Annotated in this window: 23 protein-coding genes, 2 pseudogenes and 1 other annotated feature; all 25 genes and pseudogenes read left to right on the top strand. The window is 39.9% G+C overall.

Annotation, left to right across the window (positions count from 1 at the left end; all coding sequences use genetic code 11):
- Positions 1 to 207: 207 nt before the first annotated feature.
- Positions 208 to 342, top strand: a sequence feature (ribosomal protein L10 leader region).
- A 30-nt stretch (positions 343 to 372) separates the two neighbouring features.
- Positions 373 to 873: a 50S ribosomal protein L10 gene (gene rplJ / locus ACVRZD_RS09715; RefSeq protein ID WP_447450459.1), complete on the top strand. Its 501-nt coding sequence runs from the start codon at positions 373 to 375 to the stop codon at positions 871 to 873.
- Between the two features lie 62 nt (positions 874 to 935).
- Entirely contained in the window at positions 936 to 1,301 is a 366-nt protein-coding gene (gene rplL, locus ACVRZD_RS09720; RefSeq protein ID WP_003099800.1) for a 50S ribosomal protein L7/L12, read from the top strand.
- A 200-nt stretch (positions 1,302 to 1,501) separates the two neighbouring features.
- Entirely contained in the window at positions 1,502 to 1,690 is a 189-nt protein-coding gene (locus tag ACVRZD_RS09725; protein WP_037627117.1) for a hypothetical protein, read from the top strand.
- Complete coding sequence (locus ACVRZD_RS09730) at positions 1,671 to 2,480, top strand: replication initiator protein A (protein ID WP_037627119.1); 810 nt, start codon at positions 1,671 to 1,673, stop codon at positions 2,478 to 2,480. The genes ACVRZD_RS09725 and ACVRZD_RS09730 overlap by 20 nt, the downstream gene beginning before the upstream one ends.
- Before the next feature lie 146 nt (positions 2,481 to 2,626).
- Positions 2,627 to 3,979, top strand: coding sequence for a DNA (cytosine-5-)-methyltransferase (gene dcm, locus ACVRZD_RS09735; RefSeq protein WP_037627121.1), 1,353 nt, complete (start codon positions 2,627 to 2,629; stop codon positions 3,977 to 3,979).
- Positions 3,963 to 4,388, top strand: a pseudogene (locus ACVRZD_RS09740) (hypothetical protein); the annotation flags it as partial. The gene dcm and the pseudogene ACVRZD_RS09740, both read left to right, overlap by 17 nt.
- 16 nt (positions 4,389 to 4,404) lie before the next feature.
- Complete coding sequence (locus ACVRZD_RS09745; protein WP_037627123.1) at positions 4,405 to 4,788, top strand: thioredoxin domain-containing protein; 384 nt, start codon at positions 4,405 to 4,407, stop codon at positions 4,786 to 4,788.
- 500 nt (positions 4,789 to 5,288) lie between these two features.
- Positions 5,289 to 5,696 (top strand): annotated as a pseudogene (locus ACVRZD_RS09750) (hypothetical protein); the annotation flags it as partial.
- A gap of 299 nt (positions 5,697 to 5,995) precedes the next feature.
- Positions 5,996 to 6,133, top strand: a complete 138-nt coding sequence (locus ACVRZD_RS09755) for a hypothetical protein (protein ID WP_198777493.1) — start codon at positions 5,996 to 5,998, stop codon at positions 6,131 to 6,133.
- Between the two features lie 207 nt (positions 6,134 to 6,340).
- Positions 6,341 to 7,096 carry an LPXTG cell wall anchor domain-containing protein gene (locus ACVRZD_RS09760; RefSeq protein ID WP_037627126.1) on the top strand — a complete coding sequence of 252 codons (756 nt, stop codon included), beginning with the start codon at positions 6,341 to 6,343 and terminating at the stop codon, positions 7,094 to 7,096.
- A 60-nt stretch (positions 7,097 to 7,156) separates the two neighbouring features.
- The gene (locus tag ACVRZD_RS09765; RefSeq protein WP_447450460.1) at positions 7,157 to 9,745 is read left to right on the top strand and encodes a YSIRK-type signal peptide-containing protein; all 2,589 of its coding nucleotides are present in this window, start codon (positions 7,157 to 7,159) and stop codon (positions 9,743 to 9,745) included.
- Between the two features lie 53 nt (positions 9,746 to 9,798).
- A complete protein-coding gene (locus tag ACVRZD_RS09770; RefSeq protein ID WP_037627128.1) occupies positions 9,799 to 10,272 on the top strand; it encodes a hypothetical protein in 474 nt (157 codons plus the stop codon).
- A gap of 88 nt (positions 10,273 to 10,360) precedes the next feature.
- Positions 10,361 to 10,585: a hypothetical protein gene (locus ACVRZD_RS09775; protein WP_037627130.1), complete on the top strand. Its 225-nt coding sequence runs from the start codon at positions 10,361 to 10,363 to the stop codon at positions 10,583 to 10,585.
- A gap of 18 nt (positions 10,586 to 10,603) precedes the next feature.
- Positions 10,604 to 11,350 (top strand): hypothetical protein, encoded by a 747-nt coding sequence (locus ACVRZD_RS09780; RefSeq protein ID WP_037627132.1) that lies wholly within the window; start codon positions 10,604 to 10,606, stop codon positions 11,348 to 11,350.
- A gap of 48 nt (positions 11,351 to 11,398) precedes the next feature.
- The gene (locus ACVRZD_RS09785; protein WP_230588971.1) at positions 11,399 to 11,806 is read left to right on the top strand and encodes a hypothetical protein; all 408 of its coding nucleotides are present in this window, start codon (positions 11,399 to 11,401) and stop codon (positions 11,804 to 11,806) included.
- Positions 11,799 to 12,470 carry a hypothetical protein gene (locus ACVRZD_RS09790; RefSeq protein ID WP_447450461.1) on the top strand — a complete coding sequence of 224 codons (672 nt, stop codon included), beginning with the start codon at positions 11,799 to 11,801 and terminating at the stop codon, positions 12,468 to 12,470. Before ACVRZD_RS09785 ends, ACVRZD_RS09790 begins: the two co-directional genes overlap by 8 nt.
- A 107-nt stretch (positions 12,471 to 12,577) precedes the next feature.
- Entirely contained in the window at positions 12,578 to 12,754 is a 177-nt protein-coding gene (locus ACVRZD_RS09795; RefSeq protein WP_447450462.1) for a hypothetical protein, read from the top strand.
- The gene (locus ACVRZD_RS09800) at positions 12,751 to 13,098 is read left to right on the top strand and encodes a PrgI family protein (protein WP_037627136.1); all 348 of its coding nucleotides are present in this window, start codon (positions 12,751 to 12,753) and stop codon (positions 13,096 to 13,098) included. The genes ACVRZD_RS09795 and ACVRZD_RS09800 overlap by 4 nt, the downstream gene beginning before the upstream one ends.
- The gene (locus tag ACVRZD_RS09805) at positions 13,058 to 15,412 is read left to right on the top strand and encodes a VirB4-like conjugal transfer ATPase, CD1110 family (RefSeq protein WP_037627137.1); all 2,355 of its coding nucleotides are present in this window, start codon (positions 13,058 to 13,060) and stop codon (positions 15,410 to 15,412) included. The genes ACVRZD_RS09800 and ACVRZD_RS09805 overlap by 41 nt, the downstream gene beginning before the upstream one ends.
- A gap of 19 nt (positions 15,413 to 15,431) precedes the next feature.
- Positions 15,432 to 18,065 carry a phage tail tip lysozyme gene (locus ACVRZD_RS09810; RefSeq protein ID WP_037627139.1) on the top strand — a complete coding sequence of 878 codons (2,634 nt, stop codon included), beginning with the start codon at positions 15,432 to 15,434 and terminating at the stop codon, positions 18,063 to 18,065.
- A gap of 27 nt (positions 18,066 to 18,092) precedes the next feature.
- Positions 18,093 to 18,731, top strand: a complete 639-nt coding sequence (locus ACVRZD_RS09815) for a hypothetical protein (protein ID WP_198777495.1) — start codon at positions 18,093 to 18,095, stop codon at positions 18,729 to 18,731.
- Positions 18,724 to 18,966 (top strand): type III restriction enzyme, encoded by a 243-nt coding sequence (locus ACVRZD_RS09820; RefSeq protein WP_037627144.1) that lies wholly within the window; start codon positions 18,724 to 18,726, stop codon positions 18,964 to 18,966. The genes ACVRZD_RS09815 and ACVRZD_RS09820 overlap by 8 nt, the downstream gene beginning before the upstream one ends.
- Positions 18,950 to 19,780: a hypothetical protein gene (locus ACVRZD_RS09825; RefSeq protein ID WP_037627146.1), complete on the top strand. Its 831-nt coding sequence runs from the start codon at positions 18,950 to 18,952 to the stop codon at positions 19,778 to 19,780. Before ACVRZD_RS09820 ends, ACVRZD_RS09825 begins: the two co-directional genes overlap by 17 nt.
- 12 nt (positions 19,781 to 19,792) lie before the next feature.
- A complete protein-coding gene (locus ACVRZD_RS09830) occupies positions 19,793 to 20,311 on the top strand; it encodes a hypothetical protein (protein ID WP_447450463.1) in 519 nt (172 codons plus the stop codon).
- Positions 20,308 to 22,107, top strand: a complete 1,800-nt coding sequence (locus tag ACVRZD_RS09835; protein WP_447450464.1) for a VirD4-like conjugal transfer protein, CD1115 family — start codon at positions 20,308 to 20,310, stop codon at positions 22,105 to 22,107. The genes ACVRZD_RS09830 and ACVRZD_RS09835 overlap by 4 nt, the downstream gene beginning before the upstream one ends.
- Positions 22,108 to 22,110 lie beyond the last annotated feature (3 nt).

The following is a 22,110-nucleotide window of genomic DNA, read 5'->3' on the forward strand; positions in this document are numbered from 1 at the left end:
CCTTTTGGTGTATAATAGTCTTGCATCTCAGAGTCCTTCTAATTGTGGTTGTCGTAGATTACAATTATATCTCTTTGAGATGTTTTTTTATACACTTAAGTGGCTAACTTCATTTTAGAACTTTCCCTTTCTTTTATTCTTGAAAAATAAGTAAAAAAAGTGATAATAAGTATTGACAGAAGGTATGGGATACGATATACTAATTAAGGTTTTGAAAAAAACTGACCTAAGACAGTAGGGGAGCAGTGCTCATAAGATTCCTACCGAGGCACAAAACGATATTCTGAAATAACGTATTTGTACTTTCGTGTCTGGGTTTAGGTGCGATTTTTTTGTGCCTAACCATACAAAATAATTACGGAGGTAAAACTAATGAGTGAAGCAATTATTGCTAAAAAAGCTGAACAAGTTGAAATTGTTGCTGAAAAAATGAAAAATGCAGCAAGTATCGTAGTTGTTGATTCACGTGGACTTACTGTTGAGCAAGATACAGTTCTACGTCGTTCACTACGTGAAAGTGGCGTTGAATTTAAAGTTATCAAAAATTCAATTTTGTCTCGTGCAGCTGAGCAAGCAGGACTTGGTGATATGAAAGATATTTTCGTAGGACCTTCAGCTATCGCATTTTCAAATGAAGATGTTATTGCACCTGCTAAAATCATCAACGACTTTGCTAAAACTGCTGACGCCCTTGAAATCAAAGGTGGTGCAATTGAAGGCGCTGTTTCTTCTAAAGAAGAAATCCAAGCACTTGCTACATTGCCAAACCGCGAAGGTATGCTTTCTATGCTCCTTTCAGTACTTCAAGCACCAGTTCGCAACGTTGCATATGCTGTTAAAGCAGTTGCAGAAAGTAAAGAAGACGCAGCTTAATGCGTTAAACAGTAGTTTAAAACTACAATTACATTATATTTAAATATTTGGAGGAAATAACAATGGCATTAAACATTGAAAACATTATTGCTGAAATTAAAGAAGCTTCAATCCTTGAATTGAACGACCTTGTAAAAGCTATCGAAGAAGAATTTGGCGTAACTGCAGCTGCTCCTGTAGCTGCAGCAGCTGCTGGTGGTGCTGAAGAAGCTGCTAAAGATTCATTTGACGTAGAATTGACTTCTGCTGGCGACAAAAAAGTTGGCGTTATCAAAGCTGTACGTGAAATCACTGGACTTGGTCTTAAAGAAGCTAAAGGTCTTGTTGACGGAGCACCTGCTAACGTTAAAGAAGGCGTTTCTGCAGCTGAAGCTGAAGAACTTAAAGCTAAACTTGAAGAAGCTGGAGCAACAATCACACTTAAATAAGAAGCACATAGCAATTTGAGAGGGGAATCCCGATTTACCAGTCTTTTATAGCTTATAGCGATTTAAAGAAACTGATAAATTGATTTGGTTTCCTGCCAAAAATCCTGCCAAATATTTCTTGGCAGGATTTTTATTTTTGTCATTTATATGGGGATAGAACATAATCAGTTCTATCCCTTTTTTTATTTTCAGGATATAGCATGCAAAATAAAATTGATATAGCTCGTCGACTGGTAATGTATCATCTCATTTCTGATATGAAGATTACTTTAGATGAAGTAGAGCAGTTGGTTTATGAGTTGGAAGAGTCAGGTTTGATACAATTTGATCAAGATGGACGAGTAAAGATTTTAGATTTGGAGGAAGACCATGAAACGCATTACAGCTAATCACTATCAGACATCAGAACGTTATTATAAGCTCCCCAAACTCTTGTTTGAGAGTGAACGCTATAAGGATATGAAGTTGGAAGTCAAAGTGGCTTATGCAGTCCTTAAGGATCGGTTAGAGTTATCCTTGAGTAAAGGCTGGATTGATGAAGATGGTGCTATCTATCTGATTTATTCTAATGGCAAGTTGATGGAGCTACTAGGCTGCTCTAAATCAAAGTTATTAAGTATTAAAAAGACCTTGAGGGAGTATGGTCTCATTGATGAAGTCCAACAGTCATCAAGCGAAAAAGGACGACTGGCTAATAAGATTTATCTAGGGGAATTAATATTTGACAGCCCCCTAGTGTCAAAATCAGATGAGGGTAGTCTTAAAAAATCACGGGGCCAGTCTCAAAAACAGACCAGCCCCGTGTTAAATTCAGCCTCTAGTGAGACTGAAGGGAGTGAGACTAAAGGTAGTGATTTAGTCATTGAGGATGAGGAGGAAAGAAAGGAGTGCACCAGTGAGAAAAAGACTGAGGGTCACTTTATTCGTCAAGTTGATCAGGTAACGAAATACGATAAAGATTATATTTGGGGCTTGGTCCATTCCCAATTACGTGAAGGTGGCTTATCACAAGCTGCCAGTGACTTAGGCATGAGTTATTTTGAAGAACGCTACGTTTATGCGCTGGAAAACATGCGGTTCGCAAGGACAGCCGAAGCTATTGCAGAATATGTTTTTAACGGTGTCTTATCCGAATGGACCAAATTGTTGCGACGACAAGAAGCTAAAGGAGGTGTGTAAGATGATTTGGTGGATACTGTTAGGATTTTGGGGTGTATCTCTTATCTGGATGTTGATTGAGGTGAAGCGTACGCCAGAGATGAATGATCATATTTGAGGAGGTGTTACAGAAGTAATGCCTTTTTTGTTTTAGAAAGTGAGGATCAATGAAATTTTTAGATCTATTTGCAGGAATTGGTGGCTTTAGGCTAGGCCTAGAGCGCCAAGGACATGAGTGTGTTGGCTTTTGTGAGATTGATAAGTTTGCGAGAAACTCTTACAAGGCCATATTTGATACGGAAGGAGAACTAGAGTTTCATGACATTAGACAAGTCACCGACCAAGACTTTAGACAAATTAGAGGGCAAGTGGACATCATCTGCGGGGGATTTCCTTGCCAAGCATTTTCACTCGCAGGACGTCGATTGGGATTTGAAGACACTAGAGGGACTCTCTTTTTTGAGATTGCTCGAGCGGCCAAACAAATCCAACCACGTTTTTTATTCTTGGAGAACGTCAAAGGCTTACTCAATCACGACCAGGGCCGGACGTTTGGAACAATCCTCGCCACGCTGGATGAGCTGGGGTATGATGTCGAATGGCAAGTCCTTAACAGTAAGGATTTCCAAGTGCCCCAAAACCGAGAGCGGGTCTTTATTATCGGACATTCTAGAAGATACCGTTCCCGATTCCTATTTCCTCTCAGACGAGAAGGCAGACCAACTCATCTTGAAGGACTAGGTAACGTTAACCCGTCTGGAAAGGGCATGAGTGGGCAAGTCTATTTATCAAGGGGACTAGCTCCGACGCTGACAAAAGGTAAGGGTGAAGGGGCTAAGGTTGCTATACCAGTCCTAACACCAGATAGACAAGAAAAGCGTCAAAATGGCAGACGCTTTAAGGACAACGAGGAGGAGATGTTTACATTGACTGCTCAAGATCGCCATGGAGTGGTTGTTGCTGGGACTTTACCAAGTTCCTTTGTTCAGACGGGGCGGGTTTATGATGTCTCAGGACTTGCACCGACGCTCACCACCATGCAGGGAGGAGACAAGGTGCCTAAGCTGTTGATGGTTGCTGATGGGGCACACTTGAAAATCAAAGAAGCCACGAAACTTGGCTATGCTAAGGCAAGACTCGGAGATTCGGTCAACTTGTCTTATCCTCAGTCAACTCAGAGGAGAGGACGAGTAGGAAAAGGCATTGCTAACACCCTAACTACCTCAAATGCTATGGGGGTTGTCGTGGGAGCCCTTGAGTACCGAAAGGACAAGTGGTATGAGGTAACAGGGATTCTCATTGATGATAAGCTCTACCGATTGAGAATTCGACGTTTAACCCCTAAAGAATGTTTTAGACTCCAAGGGTTTCCTGATTGGGCTTTTGAGAGAGCTAGAGATGTGTCAAGTAAAAGCCAATTATATAAACAAGCCGGCAATAGCGTGACTGTCACAGTCATTGAAGCCATTGCTAAACGATTGAGAAAGATTGAGGAAGATGATCATGAAATTATTACATAACCGAAGTATTTTAGACTGCTCTGAGTTAGAGGAGGGCATTCATCAGGCAGAAACCGAAAGACTTGTGGAAGTGATTGAGGTTTTGCCTAATTATGATTGTACTATTACGATCATTTATGAGGATAGTTATCATAGTAGAAAATATCCTCCTCGAACTATTGAAACTAGTTTGAGTTATTACCAAGATGTGATTGAACAACAAGATTTGAAGAATGGCGTCGACATTTTTTTGACAGATGATAACCATCTTGCTTTTCGCACCTATGGACAGGGTTATACTTATCAAGGTAAATTAGAGATCATTACTAGTCTGATTACCGTAAAATGTTATGGGGAGGGGATGGTTCCCATTGATATGAGCAAGATAGTTGATTATCTTAAGCCAGAGTTAATGAATGATTTGTCGATACAAGAGGAGGAATACCATGTTAGTGATTTATGTAGGGAAAAATACCAGTCGGAATCAAAGTCTGAGAAGTTTTTGTGAATCCCATGGGGTTACCTATAGCTGTAAGGATGTAAGTCAGTTAACTCGTGAGGAAGTCTTAGCACTCTTTGCCAAAACAAATGATTGTTTTGATCTTTTATCACCATCTTTAAAGCGTTACAAGAGTCAGAAGTACATGAAGTTGAGTGAGTTAGTTACTTTAATTGTGAGCCAACCTTACCAATATCTTCGGTTACCCATTGTAGTAGTCCTAAATAAGGTTTATCCCGATATGACCTTGGAACAAGCACGGAACTTCTTACCACGTGAATGGAAGGAAAATATATTTAAGAATAATCTTTTGAGTGAGTTGGAAAATTAGTTGAAAAATCTTAATTGTGGAAGAAATAATCTTACCTTTTGAAGAGTTGAAGCGACGAAAAAAGTTAATTTAAAGATTTTTTACAAGTACAATACTCTAGCTTAGGCAATAGCAATGTCTCTAAAGAAATGAGGTAAGTGTCTAAAGTTTCGAAAAACACAAAAATAAATACTTTATGGTTCAAGAGTACGAGGAATTCGTCCTCTTTTTTCGTTACTTAAAATTAGTGAAAGTACAAATAGATAGCTATCAAAGAATTTAGAATAGTTATGGATATCGATATTCTAGATATCTTTGATGTTATTGATTTAGATGGCTATGTGATTTTATGAGTAATAAACGAGTCCATTGATTGTTTTTAACATTAGTTTTACTGTCGTCTTCTATCTCATGTTTATTAGTAACTATAAGAGGAGAGAACATTATTTTTTGATTTATTTCTCTTTCTGATTAATTCTCTGCATCACTTTATACGATTTTTAATTATTAGGGATTGCTAAAACGACGAATTGCCTCAGCCGGCTAAAACTTATGAGACATTTCCACAAGAAAAATTTGTTACTTATGTCCCACCTAAATATTATTCTCTTTTACAAGTAATTGCAGACAGGTATAACGGGAAGTTTTGTCAAGTTGATCTCTTTACAGGAAAATCTCAAAACTATAGTCTAACTCATCAACAGAAAATGCAGATTGGGCAGTATTTGACTCAAGAGTATATTACTAGTCATGAAGTGATTGATATGATTGAGCGAATGCCTTATGACTGCGAACATCCTTTAGCTTATCTCATGAAGATGCTTGAAAATCTAAAAGAGGAGCGTCGTTTAGAAGCTAAAATCATAGCCCATAGACAAGCTGAATTAAGGTATTCAAGTGGAATTGAGGAAGAAAATAATGATAGTTAAAGATAATACTAAGTTATATTCTGTGATTGAAGAACAAACGACTTCAGACGATTAATATAGACTTATTGGTTTGTTTCGTCAGTTGGTTCGTATTCTAATTCATTTAATAGTGCTTATAGGCTTGCCTATCCTTATAGTTTCTATTCTAATTGTTCTATTCCAACATAATTGGGAACAGAATCTATTGCCGTTTTGGCAACTAGTTGGGATACATATATTTGAAAAAAATGTCATTTGTCTAGGAATTGGACTGATGGTGATTAACTTGATGATACTAGATAACTAAAAGAGGTAAAAACATGTTACAAGATGAGATTTCATTAGTCAACTTACTTGGAAACAGCTCAGAAGATAAAGTTATTGCAGTTTCCAAAGCTATTTTTTACTTACCACAAGAGGAAAAAGCCAAAGTTCTTAAAAAGCTTGAAGAACTCTAGCAAGAAGTTTCAACGTCATTTGGAACAGGTTCTAATATAAATTTGACCTGAACTAAAAATGCATTTATGACGGTATTCGTACAATCAAAAGTTCTGGTCATATTGTAGCCAGAGGAGTTAGAAGTTCTTCTAAGTCTGAATTTCGTTTAACTGGGAAAGGTTATCAACCTAACTCTCGTCAATTACAGAAAAAGAAAGGTATCTAACATGAAAAAGAAACAATTTATTGTTGCGCTAGGGGTATCAACCCTTGCCTTAGCTCAAGCTGGGCTTATTTCTGCAGATGAAGTTGTTCCAGTAGATCCCACAACTCCCTCAATGGAAGTAGTAGCTCCTGAAACAACTGTTCCTGAAGTATCAACCCCAACACCCCCAGTTGATACATCAGAACCAGTCTCACCAGTAGATCCTACACAACCTTCTACTGAGGTAGAAACACCAAATTCAAACACTGATAGTCAGGACGGAGTAACCTCACCAGGCACTACAATGCCACCGCAAGAAAGCGATCGTCCTTCAAATTCGGAAGTTTCTCCAGCTGAAAACGAAAAAGATAAACCTACTCCAGCTCCTCAAGGGAGGGACGATACAGACAATAAACCAAAAGAGGAGATTCAAACAACAGACCAGGCTAACCAAACTGGCAAATCACAAGTTGATACAACTTCCAGCGTTACTGGTCAAGTCGTTCAAAATGTTTCGGCAGAAGCACCCATTCAAACCAACACAGGCGTTAAAATTGTCAGCACTGAAAATGGTCTAGTGAAGCTAAGTGATGGTTCTTTAGTCACTCCTGAAGCTGTTGGGGCTGTTACTAATGCAGACAAAACAATTTCAGTCACAAAGGCAGACGGTAAAAAAGCAACCTTGCCACACACTGGGGAAGCACAGTCTCTCTTGTCATTCCTTGGTGTAGCACTATTAACTGTTGTAGGATACGTTTTCCGTAAAAAACAAGTCTAATCAAAAACTACTGATGACAGAAACGTCATTAAACTAGATTAAAAAATGAAGGAGATTCACATGAATCAAGAAACGAAACAAACTTTCTCAATCCGTAAATTCAAAACAGGAACACATTCAGCCCTATTGGCTAAATATGGTATTGCTCTAGCAGCTGCTACAGTCTTGATGGGGGCAGCCAATGTTTCCGCTGATGAGACAACCGCCGCTCTAGCACAGCTAGCTACAGAAGTGGTTGATCCAGCAGTCCCTAAAGTTGCTACTCCTGAAACTACACTAGTTCAAGTACAACCAGAAGTGAAAAGTGACATTCCAACAGCTGTTCCAGTCAATACCACACAAGAACAGGCTGTTAATGCAGTAAATGGAGCGCAACCAACTCTGAAAGATAGTGTTTCTTCTGCTAAAGAGACAGGGGTTGTTGTTAAAGAAGGCGACACAAGAGAAGTCGTTATCAATGATGGAAACGTTTCTGAAAAGACTTCTGCAGTTCTAGCTGACCTGAATAAACAGGATCAGACAGTGAAAGAAGCACAAGCCAAACAAGAAGATAATCAAAAAGCCTATGAGGAAACTCGTGATGAACATGAAGTAACTGTACAAATGGGACAAGAGGCATTGGATGTGTCTACTGCGGAAGTAGATAAACTCATGGAGCAAGCTAAAAAATCAGGCTTACTTGTGACAGAACGCATTACGGACCATGTACCAGATTACAAAGATACTAAAGGTTTAACAGCTGATGCCCTTCGTAAAGCAATGGCAGAAAACCTTGAGCTTTACCGTGAAGCTGTTGAATTAGGCTTGACAATTCAAGCTAAGTCTATAGATGATTTGAAACAAGCATTGGCACTTTATAAGGCTAATCAAAAAGCTTATGAAGAAACAAATGCAAACCGTGAAAAGGCTATAAAAGACGGTCAATCTAGCCTATCTGCTTCAACCAAAGAAGTAGACCAACTCATGGAACAAGCTAAGAAAGCAGGCTTACTCGTTACAGAATCGACTATAGACAAAACACCAAACTACAAAGATACTAAAGGTCTAACAGGAGATGCACTTCGTAAAGTGATGGCTGAAAATGTCACCTTGTACAAAGAAGCCATTGAAGCAGGAATGACTATCCAAAACAAATCAGTTGAGGACTTGAAACATGCTCTAGCTCTTTATCAGGCGAATCAAAAAGCTTACACTCAAGTCAATACAGCTCACAAAGATGCCAAATCGGCAGGAGTGGCTGATTTAGAATTGGCTAACGGTCGTCAAAATCAAGTTGTTGATCTAGCTAAAAAGAACGGTGTTGCCATTATGACAAAATCGGCAACCACTAGTCCTACCTATGCGCCAGTATCAGGATTGGAAGGCGATGCTCTTGTAAGAGCAAGTGTAGAAAATATTGCAAAATATAAAAAAGCAGTTGCGGATGCCGTCGGTAAAGAAGATAACTCTACTAACGATGCTAAGGCAAAACTGGAAGCCTACTTGAAAGAACTTGCGGATTATAAAGCTGGTAAAGGAACGCAGTCAGGTATCAAGTGGGCTGGGAATACAAGTGTCGTTGCTGGCACAGCTCAAAAGATGACAGGGAATGAACCAGCTGTTTCTTGGGGAAATCTTAAAACAGCAGCGGCGGATGCTATCCAATCCCTAGACCATAACCAAAATACGGATGCAAAATTTGATAACCTCTTTAAAATCAATGGTTCAGGAACTGTTATTATCAAAAATACCACTAATGGTGATGTAACACTCAAAATTAGTAACATCAAGGCATGGACAGCGGAAAATACTTATCTAGCTGTTTGGGGAGCTAAAGACGGTGGTATTGCTTGGGGTGTCTTTGCGACAACGCATGGTACGGTAACAGGTGGAGCAGGTGAAGGTGCAACTGGAAGTGGCTCAACAGGATTTACAGGAGCTATCTTAGCTAATGTCAAGTCATATGATTATGAAGTCTCAACTAGTAAAGAAGTGTCAACGATTACCTTTAATGATATTGATAACCAACAAACCGTTAGTATGACTGGTCTTGATGGTTCAAAATTAGTTAAGGGACGTAATATCCAACAATCAGGCAATAGCTATTCTGCTGGCGCTGGTGATGTTTCACAAGCATCAGGTGGTAAGATTGACTCCAATGGGGTGCAGTTTAACTTTGATACAGCTCGAAAAGTTACCTTCAGCGGTAGTCATTATTTACCGGGTTACATCAATACATCCATTGTAGCAGGTATCTTTGGTGTAGCTTCTGAAGTTCCAAAAGAGCCTAAGAAACCAAGCTTGGAAGTCACCAAAACAGACGTAGCGGTTCCAGAGGCTCCTCAAGCACCAAACCCAATCACTGTGGCTGTGAAGAAAGCGATAGTTGGAGCTCCTAAAGCAGGTGAAAAACCAATTCCACCTACTGTAACTGTTGAAAAAGTCACAGTGACAGCTCCTGAAGCACCAGAAGCTCCTACACCTGTGGAAGTTGACGTACACTATTACAAGATGACGACAACTCCAACACCACCAGCTCCAAAGACACCCGTACAACCAGGTGCTGTCTTTCCTTCAACAGGTGAAGCTAGTTCAGCACTAAGTGTTGTTGGAGGACTTATCTTATCGGCTCTTGGCTTGGTAGGTGCTCGTAAACGTAAGGAAGACTAGTTTTCCCATTGGTTTTATGCTATAATAAAACCAATAAAAGAGAGGGGAAGGAAATGAGAAAGGACGCGAAAATGAATGTACGCGTGACAAAAAGTGGCTATAAATATTACACCCCACGTCAAAGGGCTACAGAGACTCCACAAGCCCCTAAAGCAAATAAATGGAGGAAAGGGATACAGTGGCTTGGAAAAGCTCTTTTAGCTGGTCTGAAGAACCTACCGAGTTTGTTAATCAAAGTGGCAATAACTCCTGTCTTCTTGCTTCTCTTTATCCTAAACTTAATCAAAAGTTTGATTGCTACAGCCATTGGTTGGTTCGTGTTTAAAGTGGTTGTTGGCTTTGCAGTTATTTGTTACTATGCTTTTCTGACAAAAGAAGGAAGTGCTCCTGTTGGTGTAGAAACATGGTTTCATGATTGGACATTTCCTCATGGCGTCCCCATCTATTACTGGTGGGAAACGACCATTATCGTTGTCTTAGCTATCATTACTGCCCTCTCTCTAACCTTTTATTCAGATGAGATCTAATCCTCATAAAACATAATATATATACAGACACTAAGATAATCTTGGTGTCTTTTATTTTTTAGAAAAACAGAAAGTGAGAAAGCTCTATATGCAAACAGTTGTTAATTTTGTGAACCAAATCGGAACAATTGGTGCTCTGGTTGGTCTTGGTTGGGCCGCATGGGGTGCTTGGGATTTAGCTATTGGGATTCGTCGAGAATTGGACGATAAGAAGGATAAGGGAATTCAAAGTGTAATCTTAGGAGCCCTTCTTGGAGGAGTTCTGAAAACCCTCTTTTCAGCCCTTGCCGCAGGACTGTCATCTATGGGGTAAGAGAAGGAGGTGGAGGTCATGAACCAATCCACGTTAGACCAATTAACCATGGGTCTCAGAGATTATAATCCAACGGCTTATCAGCTGATGGAGACGGTCTCAGACTCTATGGAAAAAGTTGCCATCTTACTCCTCTTACTCTTTATGGGTATTAATCTTCTCAACTGGAACCAACAGCTCAAAAGCAATGGTGGGGAGTTGAGCTTACAACTCTGGATTGAGGAAATTCTAAAATATGTGATTGCCCTCTTTCTCATTCTCTATGTGGATGAGATTTTTGATAGTCTGTCTTGGCTCTTTAATGTCATTATCAAAATGGTGGCTAAAAGTGGTTTAGATCCATATAAGGCCAAAACTCCAGACTTCAAAGGATTAAATTTTGGAGCTAAACTAATGCTTCAGTTTGTTTATTGGGTTGTTGACTTTATCGGTCAAATCTCGACTAAACTATTGATTCTGTTGCGTTCCTTTACCCTCTATACCTACAAAGGAATTGGAAAAATTGTCGTGGCCTGTTACATGATGGAGAGCCTTCGGCCCATTTGCTTTGGTTTTTTCAAGCTCTATATCGCAGCTGTCCTTCAGGGATTGATATTAGTCATTGTCATTATGCTTTACCCTGCTATTGTGACAGATGACCTCCTAACGGTCGCAACCAAGGGTTCTTGGGTTAGTGCTTTAATGGCTATTGGAAAAGGCACCATCTATATCATTGTATTGTTTGGTAGCCAACGTATGGCCAAGAATATTATGCAAGTGAATTAGAGGGCTGTTTTGTGGTATAATGAAGTCAAATGATAAAGGAGGTAGCTTATGGCTGTTTCAAAATTTTATGCAAGATGGCGAAAACCTTCTGGAGAAGAGGTTATTGTTAATGCTTTTGATGCGCTAGCGTTAAAAGGACGGGCACAGCTAGAGACAACTCCTAAAGAGAAAGCAAGTCTCTTTGATATTGAGACCAGCTTAAAGGTTGCCCCAAAGCGTGGAAATAAAAAAGATGGTCGTTATCAAGGTCAGCCTTACTTTACCTACTATCCTGGAGAAGAAAGTCCGCTAAAAGGAACAGAAGGCAGCTTTGAGTATTCATCAGAACTCAATGCCTTTATTGAAGCCTTCAAGTCTATTGACAAATTTCAAATTGGCTATGATGATCAAACGACTTTTATTTTCCCGAAGGCAATCTTTCCGATGAAACGGGTAGTATTTGAAGATATTGATTGAGATTGACGAAACTTTCCCCTATTCCGAATATTACCGCTTAAATGGTCAATTAGGTATTGAATTTTATAAGACAAAGCGTCCAGTTCCTACGAAGCGGATAAAGCTAGCCAAGGAAGGAATACCATTATTTGAAGCCAAAGCTCGCTTTCCTAAGTCTACAAAGATTTATCTTCCTGATGAATTTGTTTCTTTAGAACAAATCAGAGGAATTGCAGAGAAAGTAAGAGAAGTTTATCAAGAGAGAAATTATAAACTTTACGGGACATTTGATAAATACCATTTGAAAGCTCTCGTATTTTTAGATGACAATGAAAGGAAGTATAAAACTTTGAAATCTTATGAAGATCAGTGTCGGGAGCTTCAGGCAGAGATTACACAATTAGAAAACTGTTTTAGTCAAAAAAACGAAAAAGTGAACCAACTGAGAGAAGAAATTGAGCAAGCTGAAGATCGCCTATGGCGTTATTGTGAAAAAGAAGAATACTACAAGAAGCTAGAAAAGGATAATGAGTTCCTGAAGCAGGAAAAGGCACAGCTCCAATCTGATTGCCAACAATTAACAGAGCAGTCACAACACTTACGTGAAGAAAGAGATGTCGCTAAAGAAGAAACCCAAATGTTAAAGAATCGAACGTGGTGGCAACGTTTATTCGACAGATACTAAGTTAAACGGTTCCCAAAAGAACTGTTTTTTTTGATGGAAAGGATAATCAAATGAATTTAGAACAATTGAAAAAACGAAGAGAAGAACTCCTGCAAGATAATGAGTGGATGGACGGACTTATCAAGGAAAAAGAAGAGGAATTGTGGGAGATGAAGGTCAGAACAATTGCCGCTTCAGAGTTGGCTCGTTCCGCCATGCAGTCCGCTCTACGGTCAGCTGATATTGTTGATACCTTCTATAGACCTTACCATCCTAGTAACGATGAACAGGGAGAGAAGGCATGACACGATTAGGCAGTGAATTTTTAAAAGCCCTGGATAGCTATGAACGGCCATTCCTAGGCTATATGACCTTAAGGCAGTGGATACTGCTCTTTGGGATAGGACTGACGGTACTTGTAATCTCGGTTCTATTTTGGTTTAAAACACCCAATTTTATCCTCTATGGCGTTAGTCTTTTGGTACTAGCGCCTTTTGTTATTTTTGGGTGTCATATTGATGAAAAAATAAAAGATGAGCTTCGCTTTTTTTTAACCAAACAGGAACGAACTTATCAAACCAACTATGACGGAAAGGAAAGGACGAAAAATGACTTTATTCGGCCGAAAGAAAACCCCGAAACGCTCTAAAGCTGAGAAAGAGCGGGCAAAACGTCTGCGACGAACCATGGTCGTATCCACACAAAACAGCTTAAACTACCAAAGTCTAACACCTGATGGTCTGATGACCATCACAAACGATACTTACTCCAAAACTTATCGTCTAGGAAATACCAGTTATATCACTGCTACAGATGATGAACGGATTGATGTCATTGAAACCAATGCGGATATCTTCAACTCGTTAGATATTGATAATGATTTGCAGCTACTTATCATTAACCATAGAGTGGAAAAAGCTAGTCTAACTGCTATTCGTTATGACCTTGCAGAAGATGGTTATGATGACTACCGTAATGAGTATAATGCCATGATTAAGGAGCGTTTCTCCCATGACCAAAATACCTTTAAAGTGGAGAAATATTTAACAATTACGGCACAATCAGACCAAGCCCCTCAAGCCAGTCGTATCTTAGATGATACGGCCAACATTATTGAAAGCCAGTTTAGTGGTTTGGGCATCTCATTTAGAGAGATGGATGGTTTAGAACGCTTGCTTGTTTTTAGAAAGCTTCTACGAAAAGAAACTTTTTTAGATTTCAACTATGAAGATATTGCCCTGTCAGATTTATCTACTAGGGACTTTATTGCCCCTAACTATTTGAAATTTGAAAAAGATTATATGCAAATTGATGATTCGTTTGCGAGGGTTCTCTATGTTAGACAATACCCAACCTTCTTGAACGACAAACTGATTAAGAATATCCTAGATACGGGAATTGAGCTGGCTATTAGCCTACATGCTAAACCTTATGATACAGGTGCAGCCATTAAGAAAATCAAAACCGTTCAATCTAGTGTCCGTAGAGAAATGATTAAAAGTCAAAAAGCTGCCGCAAAAGCCATGATTTCTAGTGACTTAGTGGTCGGAGGTAAAGCGGTGGAAACCTCAAGGGAGACTGAAAAGTGGACGGAAGAACTTCAAGATAATGATCAGAAGATGTTTTCAGGAGTCATGGCCATCTACCTACTGGCAGATAGTTTCGAAGAGCTCAATAATCATACCGAACAAGTCCAACGATCTGTCCGTAAGAATACCGTTGAACTAGACAAGTGTTACCTTTATCAGGAAGAAGCTCTTAATACGATTTTACCAATTGGAATTCCCTTTATTAATGTGAAACGTCGTTTTATGCGGGATATGACGACCAGCAATTTAGCCACACAAATCCCCTTTACCAACGTGGATTTACGCTCCTCTAGCCCACGTGCCGTTTATTATGGTCAAAATCAACTCTCTAAAAATGCAGTAACGGTTGACCGTAAACGGGACTTAAATACAGGTTCAGGGGTTATCTTTGGGATTCCTGGATCTGGGAAATCAGTACTAGCTAAGGCAGGAGAAATTATTCCAAACCTTTTACGCTATCCAGAAGATCAAATCATTATCATTGATGCTGAAGACGAATATACAGGGATTGGCCGTGCCTTTGGTGCAGAAATCATTACCATTGCGCCAGGTTCTCCCCATCATTTTAATCTGCTAGACTTGCCAGATAAAGAAAAACTTCAGGCGGAAGATAACGACCCGATTGGGCAAAAGTCTAACCTCCTCTCCACCCTCTTTGAAAATATCTTCTCTGAGGTGTCGGACGATGAGTTCGCCATGATTGACCGTGTGACCAGAAAGACCTATGAGGCTTATCCGCATCCTACCTTTAAGGATTGGCAAACCGTTCTCGAACAACAGCCAGAAGATGTTGCACAACTGCTGGCTTTAAAAGCAGAACCCTACACGAGAGGATCCAATGACATCTTTGCACATCCGACCAATGTCAATATGGAGAATCGCTTCATTATTTTTAACCTTAAGCAATTAAGTGGGAAACTCAAACCCTTTGCCCTTCTTGTTATTCAAGACTATATCTGGAATCAAGTGGTCAACCACCAAGGGAAAAAAAACACTTGGCTTTACTTTGATGAGTTACAACTCTACTTTAAAAATAAACTCCAGGCTACCTTCTTCACTGAGTTATATTCTCGTATTCGTAAGTACGGAGCTATCTCTACAGGGATTACACAAAATCCTGAAACTGTCTTATCAACTGAAGAAGGGCGAAAACTTGTCGCCAACTGTGAATTTATGGTGCTTTTAAAACTCAAACGTACCGATTTAGAAGCACTGTCACAAGTAACTCCACTCACACCTTCTCTAGAGCGCTTTGTCCTAAGACCTAAGGCGAAGGGCACAGGATTAATTGTAGCAGGAACTACCATTGTGCCCTTTGAAAATCCAATCCCGAAAGACTCTAAGCTTTACCAACTGGTCGCAACAGATGGTTAAGAAAGTGAGGTGATGGTCCGTGTATGAGACAGACCCTAAACAAGCTAGGCACGAAAAGCGACAACGAATCAAAGAAGGTGTCACAGTTAATAAAACGAAAGTCCCTAAAGAAGCTCGACTAGATTCTAAAGTGGCATACAAAACAGCTAAAAAGGATTATAAACTGGCTAAAAAAGACTATGCCTTACATCAAGGCCCTAAACCGACGGCTAGAGCCCTTTTCTTTAAGCAAGAAGCCGCTAAGGTTAAGCTCAATAAACAAGTCGCAAAGACCATCTATAAACGAGCAAAAAAAGCGGATGAGACTTATATTCCTAATTGTATGAAAAGACGAGCAAGACAAGGCGCTAAAATGAAGGCAAGACATGATGTCGAGCGAACTATGCGGGATAACGATATTCTAGGAGATTGGGTCAAAGCTAGACAAGATATTCGTCAGTTTCAATACCAAAAGAATGCTTCTAAGCGTGCTCTCAGAGCTAGCGAGAAGTTGGCAAAGTATTCTATCAAACAGAGCTACGGTCAAGTAAATCGTACTTATAACTTCACCCGTGGACGTGGCTATACCAGAACCCCAAAAGAATTTTCTTGGGAGGGAAAGCTCACTAAAAAGATACGACAGGTGAGACAACGTGCAGCACTGACAAAGGCAGGAAGAGTTGCTAAAGGAACAAGTAAGGTGGTGAAAATCGTCTCAAAACCCCTTAGCTCTATCTTAGCTAATCCTCTCGCTATTAAGTCCTATTTCCTAATGTTTCTTATCTTTGCGGTCCTAGCTCTTTTTATGGGAATCTTAGGTGGTAGTGGTCCTGTCCAACAGGATGAGTTTGACCTCAATCGCTCTTGGCTTCAGGTCAGTAAACGAGATCGCGAAAAATCGAATGACAAGGTGGACTACTGGACCAACATTTATGATATCCTCTTTTTCATGAATTACCGTTATGGTAGTGAGTGGAATCCAGACAGTAATTGGAAAGAAGGTATAGGAGGAGAATTAGCAGGGAATCTTGGCTTTAACCACTATTCGGATGCCCTTAATGATCTCTGGAATCATTTGAATGATGATCCTAACAATCTTAAAACAATGGCAGACCTTTATGGCTCCTCTTCACCTCTCAAATGGGCCAAGCTTACTAAAGACGAGTTAGAAGAATACAAGGAATTGATAGAACTGACAAAAGAGGTGGGGCGCTATCCCTCTTACCAGGAATTAGACAATCCTTTTTACAGTGACGAAGACCCATCTTATGCCAATCCCTTGACCATCCTGAAGCGTTTTGGTTACACGTCGACAACGGAAATCTATGAAAAAACACAATTGAAAGCTGTAACCGGTCAAGTTCTGCGAGCACCCTTATCTGGAAAGGTGAGCATCAAAGACGATAAGCTATCCATTCAGACCGATGAAGCGATCTTTACTTTCTACAAAGTTGGGAGTCTTCGTGTCACAGATGGCCTAGAAGTCACGTCTGGCGATGAAATTGGTAAGGTGACAACCAATGGTTACCAGACTATTCAATACAAAAAACTAGAAGAAAAGGAAACTAAGGATAAAAAGGCCAAATGGACCGCTGTTAATCCAGGTTTTTACTTCCAGTCTGTCGTTTACAATCAGACAACATCGGTTCTATCGACGCTTGATGGAGATCTTGGTCAAAAAGCAAGAGGGATCAAAGATTACCTAAAGAAAAAAATACCGAATCTGACGGATAATGGCCTAGCAGCTATGCTGGGAAACTTTGCGACGGAATCCAATATCAATCCTAAAAGAGCTGAAGGAGATTACCTTAATCCACCAGTTGGGGCTTCAGGGTCTTCCTGGGATGATGAAGCTTGGTTGGCACTTGGAGGTCCAGCTATTTACAATGGAGGGTATGCCAATATTCTCCATCGAGGTCTTGGCCTAGGTCAATGGACAGATACGGCGGATGGCTCAACTAGGCATACGCTCTTATTAAACTATGCCAAAGCAAAGAATAAAAAGTGGTATGATTTAGAGCTGCAGCTGGACTTTATGTTAGAGGGAGATAGTCCTTACTATATAACCAACCTAAAAGCTATTTTAACTAGTACAGATGATGTGGCGACACTAATCAAACGTTTTCTTAGCAACTGGGAAGGAAATGCAGGAGATAAGCTCTTAGAGCGCCAAAACAATGCCAAACAAATCCACACCTTTCTTACTCAACAATTAGTAGGTGGTGGCTCTATAGCCTCTTCTTGGAATTTCCCTGAAGCCTATCGTTCAAAAGTGGATCAGCCACCAACGCAAAGAGCTATGACGACGCAACCGGGATCGGGATACCCATTTGGTCAGTGTACTTGGTATGCCTACAATCGTTCCGTAGAGCTAGGAAATATTAAAGATTTATCAGGGAGCTTTGGCTTTTTAGGAAATGGTCAAAATTGGGTTAATGCTTTGGTTGCTAAAGGTTGGCGCTATAGTTCAATTCCTATCAAAGGAGCTATTGTATCAACACTAGGAGGGTTTGATGGCACCTATCCACAGTTTGGTCACGTAGGAGTTGTGGAAGTGGTTAATCCAGATGGCACCTTTTTAGTTTCAGAATGTAACTATGCAGGTAATCAAAGTCAAATCCATTGGCGAGTGTGCCGTCTTGCACCTTACTATAGCTTTGCGATACCCCATTAAAATTGAAAGAAGGAAACAAATGTGAAAATGTTAGATACAGAGAAACTCAAATTATTAAAATTAATAGGTCTTGGCCTTGCAGTTATTCTCGTTTTAGGGCTACTCTTTTGGTTTGGTTTTGCATCAACTAAAAGTAATCAGGCAGCTAAAGAGGAAAAAACAATAACCAAACAAATGAAAAAAATAGAAGGCTCAGAAGTCACAACAGATTATGTTAAGGACTTTCTAGCAGCTTACTTTACGAAGAAGGATTTAGGAGAGAACCGTAATCGCTACCTCCCTTTTATGACAGAAGCTGCTTACCAACAAGAGGTGAATAGTGAAGAGGAACCTGCCACACAAGCCTATAAAGGCTATGTCGTGGATACAAAGTTAAAATCCGCAACGATTTATATTGATGACGTTAACCATGTGGCACTGGCGACAGTCAATTATACTCAAACACAGCTTCAAAAAAAGCATGACTATACCAACACCCAAAAAGACGTCTTATCAAGCAGTACCATTCGAATCACCTATATCAAACAAGATAAGAAATACCTGATTAGCCATATTGAGCCAATTTTGATTGTCGACACCTTGAATGCTAGTCAAGAGGCTTCTATCCCAACACTGAATCAACCCAATCCAAACCAATCAACTGAAGGAGAAAACACACATGACTAAATTAGAAACGTTAGAAAAACAACGGACGAAAGCACAAGGAAAACTTGAGGATTACCTGGCAAAAGTCAAAAAAGAAGAAGAGCGTATCAGAGAGCTTGACACGCAAATTATTTTGGCAAAACATGAAGAACGCTCAGATTATTTAGCGAAACACCAGTTAACATGGGCAGATATCGAAAAAGCTCTTGCGGAAGGAAAATTGAAAGGAGATACGAAACATGTACCGTTTAACTAATCTGACACTGGACACGACAACGACTTATAAGAACAAGGATTTAGTTTATCAAGCCTTGGAACGTGAAAATGCCAAAGTGAAGCATCAGGAAGCAGAGGGAATGCTTTTAGTGGAAGAGTTGGATAAAAAGGGAGTTGTGATTGATCAAGAGGATATCTATCTCCCTTTTGATGGTATTGCAGATAGTCTATTTCTAAAAAGCAGACCAACTCCTTCTCAAGAGAAATCTCAGTCCAATCAGAAGCGTTTTTGGACACGTTCTAGAGAAGAATCAAACCAGGATGAGAAACAAGAGCTTAGAAAACCAATCTCAGACGCAGAACCAAACTCTGGTAAGAAAAAAAGCCACTTTTCTCTCTTAAAATGTCTCTGGCAGGGACTTCTTTTTCTTGGATTAGGAGTGAGCCTTGTGATTGCTGGTTTTACGACAAGTCTGTCCGTCAAACAAGGAAAGTCTCTCTCAAATCTGAGCCAACAAGTGAAACAGTTAAAAAGCCTTCAGACAGAGACAGGGAAGCTAGATACTTTTATTCGCTACTTCTTGCCACATTACTATTCAGAACAAGGGAAGTTAGATGATTTTGTATCTCCAAAGCTGGAACTCAAACACCCATTTGGCCAATTACAATCGGTCATTTTGGAATCAGTGGCTCAAACAAGAGATGAGACTTATCAACTAACCTACGTTGTGACTGTCAAAGATGGAGAAACTAGAAAACAAAAACGGTTAACACTAACCGTTAAAACAGTTTCTACGACTCCTTACGGTTACCAGGTTGTTAAAGAACCTAAACAAACCAATTATCCAAAATAGAAAGGTAAGGATATGGATCAAGCAAGAACCAGTCATTCCCTAGCTTTAAAGGGCAAAGTGACTTTAGAATTAACCATTCAAGCCCTTTACACCCTTTCCAAGGCTTATCATGATAATAAACAATACAAGCTAGACCATCAAATATTTGAAGGAGAAACCCGTTTCAATGATTTCATGGCAATCAGCTCCCAAAAAGACGTGGAGCAGCTCTTAAGTAGTGAAGTCCACCTAGAGAAGTTAAAGCATTATCTGGAAAAAGTCAAAGTAGGCTTTACCTACCACCAAAAAGGCGATACAACGTATCTCTTTTTTGAGAGTAAAAACCGTCTCTTAGCTGAAAAAGCCATTAAAGATATGTTGGCGGACGTGACGAAAAGTCCTGAGAAGTTAACAGCTTTTTCTAAAAAGGTCTTGAGAAAGCCCCATGAAATGAGTCCAGAAGAAAAACTCGCCTACTACAAGACCCATACCGTCTATAAAGGGTTAAGTCCAGTCGTCACGAAAGAAATTGGAAAGGAGAAAGTACGATGATAAGAAAGCCGATTTGGCCCTACCTAGTGGTGGGGCTTTTATCATTTATCCTATCCCAGTCTTTTTATGCTTACTATCAACTAGCGACACAAGCAGTACCCTTTATGGGGATGTTACGGATGAATTGGTTGCTTGAGCATTGGTCTTTCTTCTCCGTAAGGCTCTCTTTTGCCCCTCAAGCTGTATTTGCAGGCCTCGTTGGTTTTTGTCTGCCTCTATTGATTTATGTCTCAGGAGACAAAAGTTCCTATCGATACGGTGAAGAACAAGGGAGTGCTCGATTTGCAACCTTAAAGGAGATGAAACGCTTTGAGGACAAAGAAAGTGATAAGAACATGCTCTTTACTAAGCAGGTAAAAATGGGTCTTTTTAACTTCAGACTTGCTTACAACGTTCAACTCAATAAGAATGTCATTGTCATTGGTCTTCCTGGAGATGGGAAGACTTTTACTTTTGTGCTCCCTAATCTTATGCAGCTAAATTCTAACTTTGTGATCACAGACCCTAAAGGAAATCTGGTACATGAAACTGGAAAGATGCTGGAAAAACATAGCTATGCCGTAAAAGTTTTTGATCTCATTCGTCTAAAGAATTCTGATCGCTTTAATCCCTTTCACTACATGACCTCAGAATTAGACATTGACCGCATCTCTGAAGCTATTACAGAAGGCACTAAGAAGAGTGAGCACATGGGAGAAGATTTCTGGGTGCAGGCAGAATTAATGTTGCAGCGGGCTTTAATTGGTTGGCTCTATTTTGACTCTAGAGATCCTGAAACAGGCGCACAGCTTTATATGCCAAATCTTGGTCACGTGGCTGATCTCTTACGTGGTATCTATCGTGAAGACCCAGAGGTTCCTAGTTCTGTCGAACAGATGTTTGAAGAGCTAGAAGAATTACAACCTGGTAATTATGCTTACAAACAGTGGAAACTTTTCCAGAACTTTAAGGGGGAAACAAGAAATAGTGTTGTGGCTATTCTTTCTTCTAGGTATTCCATCTTTGATCATGACGACGTGAGAAAGCTCATCAGTGAGGACACCATGGAGATGGATAGCTGGAATATAAAGAAAATGGCTGTTTTTATTGCCATCCCAGAAACCAACAATGCCTTTAACTTTTTATCCTCTATCCTTTTTGCGGTTGGTTTTGAGGTCTTAACCCACAAGGCAGATACTATTCTCCAGGGAAAAGTCCCTGGATACAGCAGACAAAATCTCAGACATATCCAATTTATTTTAGATGAGTTTGCGCAGATTGGCCGTATTCCAAACTTTACCCAGGTCTTATCCTCTATTCGTAGCCGTGAGATGTCCATTAAAATCATTATTCAAGCTGTTAACCAATTGGAATCTCTCTATAAGAGTGATTGGAAAACCATCTTTAATAATTGCGCTACCCATCTTTTTTTGGGAACCAATGATAAAGATACCATGGAATACTACTCAACCCGTTCAGGAAAACAAACGATTAGAACAAGATCAACCTCAAAAACGCATAGCTATCGTAACGGTTCTTCTGGTGAAAACAAACAAATCCAAGGCCGTCCTCTCCTAACTCCTGATGAAGTGGCTAGAATTGGTATAGATGAGGGATTGGTGTTTATTTCAAAACAAAATGTTTTTAAGGACAAGAAGGCTAGTGTTTACGATCATCCAAGACAAGATGACATTGCCCACTCCCCTGAAGATAAAGAAAAATGGTATGACTATAAGCGTCTAGGAACAGATATTGATGGTCTGTTGCTTCATGCGACAGATTTAACCCCAGAGTTTGAAGAACTCTTTGCAGCTTAAGCT

This window comes from Streptococcus hongkongensis (assembly GCF_053206145.1).

Excerpts from the sequence above, each read along its gene's own strand:
- rplJ (WP_447450459.1), top strand. The coding sequence starts at position 373 with ATGAGTGAAGCAATTATTGCTAAAAAAGCTGAACAAGTTGAAATTGTT.
- rplL (WP_003099800.1), top strand. The coding sequence starts at position 936 with ATGGCATTAAACATTGAAAACATTATTGCTGAAATTAAAGAAGCTTCA.
- ACVRZD_RS09725 (WP_037627117.1), top strand. The coding sequence starts at position 1,502 with ATGCAAAATAAAATTGATATAGCTCGTCGACTGGTAATGTATCATCTC.
- ACVRZD_RS09730 (WP_037627119.1), top strand. The coding sequence starts at position 1,671 with ATGAAACGCATTACAGCTAATCACTATCAGACATCAGAACGTTATTAT.
- dcm (WP_037627121.1), top strand. The coding sequence starts at position 2,627 with ATGAAATTTTTAGATCTATTTGCAGGAATTGGTGGCTTTAGGCTAGGC.
- ACVRZD_RS09745 (WP_037627123.1), top strand. The coding sequence starts at position 4,405 with ATGTTAGTGATTTATGTAGGGAAAAATACCAGTCGGAATCAAAGTCTG.
- ACVRZD_RS09755 (WP_198777493.1), top strand. The coding sequence starts at position 5,996 with ATGTTACAAGATGAGATTTCATTAGTCAACTTACTTGGAAACAGCTCA.
- ACVRZD_RS09760 (WP_037627126.1), top strand. The coding sequence starts at position 6,341 with ATGAAAAAGAAACAATTTATTGTTGCGCTAGGGGTATCAACCCTTGCC.
- ACVRZD_RS09765 (WP_447450460.1), top strand. The coding sequence starts at position 7,157 with ATGAATCAAGAAACGAAACAAACTTTCTCAATCCGTAAATTCAAAACA.
- ACVRZD_RS09770 (WP_037627128.1), top strand. The coding sequence starts at position 9,799 with ATGAGAAAGGACGCGAAAATGAATGTACGCGTGACAAAAAGTGGCTAT.
- ACVRZD_RS09775 (WP_037627130.1), top strand. The coding sequence starts at position 10,361 with ATGCAAACAGTTGTTAATTTTGTGAACCAAATCGGAACAATTGGTGCT.
- ACVRZD_RS09780 (WP_037627132.1), top strand. The coding sequence starts at position 10,604 with ATGAACCAATCCACGTTAGACCAATTAACCATGGGTCTCAGAGATTAT.
- ACVRZD_RS09785 (WP_230588971.1), top strand. The coding sequence starts at position 11,399 with ATGGCTGTTTCAAAATTTTATGCAAGATGGCGAAAACCTTCTGGAGAA.
- ACVRZD_RS09795 (WP_447450462.1), top strand. The coding sequence starts at position 12,578 with ATGGACGGACTTATCAAGGAAAAAGAAGAGGAATTGTGGGAGATGAAG.
- ACVRZD_RS09800 (WP_037627136.1), top strand. The coding sequence starts at position 12,751 with ATGACACGATTAGGCAGTGAATTTTTAAAAGCCCTGGATAGCTATGAA.
- ACVRZD_RS09805 (WP_037627137.1), top strand. The coding sequence starts at position 13,058 with ATGACTTTATTCGGCCGAAAGAAAACCCCGAAACGCTCTAAAGCTGAG.
- ACVRZD_RS09815 (WP_198777495.1), top strand. The coding sequence starts at position 18,093 with ATGTTAGATACAGAGAAACTCAAATTATTAAAATTAATAGGTCTTGGC.
- ACVRZD_RS09820 (WP_037627144.1), top strand. The coding sequence starts at position 18,724 with ATGACTAAATTAGAAACGTTAGAAAAACAACGGACGAAAGCACAAGGA.
- ACVRZD_RS09825 (WP_037627146.1), top strand. The coding sequence starts at position 18,950 with ATGTACCGTTTAACTAATCTGACACTGGACACGACAACGACTTATAAG.
- ACVRZD_RS09830 (WP_447450463.1), top strand. The coding sequence starts at position 19,793 with ATGGATCAAGCAAGAACCAGTCATTCCCTAGCTTTAAAGGGCAAAGTG.
- ACVRZD_RS09835 (WP_447450464.1), top strand. The coding sequence starts at position 20,308 with ATGATAAGAAAGCCGATTTGGCCCTACCTAGTGGTGGGGCTTTTATCA.